The organism is Erythrobacter sp. HI0063, assembly GCF_001635685.1.
Lineage (GTDB): Bacteria > Pseudomonadota > Alphaproteobacteria > Sphingomonadales > Sphingomonadaceae > Qipengyuania.
In genome coordinates this window covers 1-2,500 of the sequence record NZ_LWFF01000027.1, presented here as the reverse complement: position 1 = coordinate 2,500, position 2,500 = coordinate 1, and the positions used below count along the sequence as shown (strand labels likewise).

At 61.0% G+C, this 2,500-nt stretch carries 3 protein-coding genes (1 of these 3 cut by a window edge); 2 read left to right on the top strand and 1 reads right to left on the bottom strand.

Annotated features, from left to right (window positions below; genetic code table 11):
• Positions 1–1,257, top strand: partial view of a TrkH family potassium uptake protein gene (locus A3736_RS01380; RefSeq protein ID WP_067678306.1) — the 3' portion only. It extends 72 nt beyond the left edge of the window; 1,257 of the gene's 1,329 nt are visible here — the last part of the coding sequence; the start codon falls outside the window, past its left edge; the stop codon is at positions 1,255–1,257.
• Between the two features lie 13 nt (positions 1,258–1,270).
• Positions 1,271–1,906 (top strand): TrkA family potassium uptake protein, encoded by a 636-nt coding sequence (locus A3736_RS01375; protein ID WP_233999148.1) that lies wholly within the window; start codon positions 1,271–1,273, stop codon positions 1,904–1,906.
• 35 nt (positions 1,907–1,941) lie between these two features.
• On the opposite strand, the gene A3736_RS01370 is transcribed toward A3736_RS01375, so the two are convergent.
• Positions 1,942–2,500: EAL domain-containing protein (locus A3736_RS01370; protein WP_067678303.1), on the bottom strand; the 559-nt coding region annotated here is incomplete at its 5' end.

Here is a 2,500-nt window from a genome sequence, read left to right as displayed (position 1 = left end):
GTACTAAGCCTGCCGATCGCCACAACAGACGGTTCAACCGCACCCCTGCTTACGGCTTTTTTCACGTCTACCTCAGCAGTGGCAGTCACTGGCCTCATCGTCGTCGATACGCCGGTCTTTTGGTCCCCCTTCGGTCAGGCGACGATCATGGTGCTGTTCCAGATCGGCGGGTTCGGCATCATGACTGCGGCGACGCTTCTGGGCCTGATGGCGGGGCGCGGCTTCGGATTGCGTGACCGGATGGCGACGCAGGTGGAGCGCAATCGGCTCGATACGGGCGATGCGGCTTCGGTGCTCAAGCTGGTCTTCGCAATCACCATAGCGGTCGAGGCGATCGTCGCAGTGGTTCTCGCGCTACGGTTTGCTCTGAGATACGGTATGCCCTTCGGTGAGGCCGCCTGGCACGGCCTGTTCCATTCGATAAGCGCCTTCAACAATGCCGGATTTTCGAGTTTCTCCGACAGCGTGATGGGATTTCAGAACGATCCGATGATCTTGGGTCCGATCATGCTGTCGGTCATCCTGACGGCACTCGGCTTCCCTGTGATGCAGGACATCCGGCGTCATCATCTACGCTGGCGGCGCTGGTCTCTGCATACCAAGATCACTGTGACGGGGACGGTGGCCTTGCTGGTGTCCGGCTTCCTCGCGATCCTCGCGATGGAGTGGAACAATCCCGCCACTTTGGGACCGATGGGCGTCGGCGCGAAGGTGCTGAACGCCGCCTTCCATTCCGTCATGCCGCGCACCGCCGGATTCAACAGCCTCGATGTCGGCGGCTTGCACGACGAGACGCTCATGACGAATTTCTTCCTGATGTTCGTCGGCGGGGGTAGTGCAGGCACAGCTGGTGGCATCAAGGTCACCACTTTCCTGGTCCTCTTCGCGATCGTCCTGTCCGAGGTGCTTGGCCGCCGCGATGCCGGCCTGTTCCAGCGGCGTTTCGGCCGCGCGGTCGAGCGACAGGCCTTGTCGGTGACGGTGTTGGCCGCGTCGCTTATATTCGTCGCGACGAGCTATATCGCCTCGATCTCCCCTTTGCCGCTCGACGATATTCTGTTCGAATGCATATCCGCTTTCAGCACGGTGGGTCTGTCGACTGGCATTACCGGAGATCTGCCGCCTACGGCGCTGCTGGTGCTGTGCGTCCTTATGTTTGTGGGGCGCGTGGGAACCATCACCGTTGCGACTGCGCTTGCCTTGGGCGGGCGCGAGCGTCCCTATCGCTATCCGGAGGAGAATCCGATTGTCGGCTAGACATCGAAAGCCCGTGCTGGTCGTCGGCCTGGGACGCTTCGGCGGTGCCGTGGCGCAAACGCTGGAGCGGATGGGCCATGAGGTTTTGGGCGCGGACACCGATGCGCGCCTGGTTCACGAATTCGCAGGCGAGCTAACCAAGACGGTGGAAGCGGACTGCACCGACAAGACCACTCTCGATCGCCTGGGTGTCGCCGGTTTCGAAGCTGCGGTTGTTGCGATCGGGACCGATATCGAAGCCAGCGTGCTGGCCGTGCTCGCCCTTTCCGATCTCGGGCTGACCAATATCTGGGCCAAGGCGACCAATGACAAGCATGCGCGTATTCTGGAAAGGATAGGCGCCAGCCACGTCGTCTTTCCCGAACAGCGCATGGGCGAACGTGTCGCCCATCTGCTCAACGAAAGGCTGCTCGATTTCATCGCTTTCGGAGATGAATTCGCGATCGCCCGCCTGAAGGCGCCGGAACCGATCGTCGGACTTCCGCTCGTCACCAGCGAATGCCGCAAGAAGTTCGATGTGACCGTGGTGGGTGTGAAGCGGGAAGGCGAGAACTTCATCCACGCCGTGCCAGACACCATCATCTTTCCGGACGACGAATTGGTCGTCTCCGGCCGGATCGCGGATATCGAGCGCTTCTCGGCGGCTTGATCCGTCAGCCTGCCGGTCGGCAGGCTGGCCTCTGCCTAGCCAGCTGAGCGCAATGCCGGGACGATTTCGCCCACGTGGGGGAGGGTCCCGATCTGGGGCTGCGCGAAGAGATAGCCCTGCACATAACGCACGCCGATATCTTCCAGAACGCGCAGTTCCTCTTGTGTCTCGATCCCTTCGGCCACCAGAAGCAATCCCATTTCGCGGGACAGGTTCACCAGGCTTTTGACGATCTGGCGCCGCGCAAGGGACGTGTCGAGATTCCGGATCAAATCCATATCGAGCTTGATTGCGTCGGTCTGCAAATTGGCCAAGAGGCCGAGGCCCGCATGGCCCGAACCGAAATCGTCAATGGCGGTCGTGAATCCAAGCGCCTGATAAGCCCTGACGATGCTGCGCACATGGTCGGTGTCCAACCGCTCGTTTTCGGTGAATTCGAAGATGAGCCGATTGGTCGGAAGGCCCGTTTCGAGCGCCGTTTCCATCGTCAGCTTGATGCAGGCAAGGGGCGAGTAGACGGCGTTGGGCATGAAGTTGATGGAAAGCTTGGCCTCCGTATCCAACAGACCGGCAGCCACCGCTTCCCTGATCGCG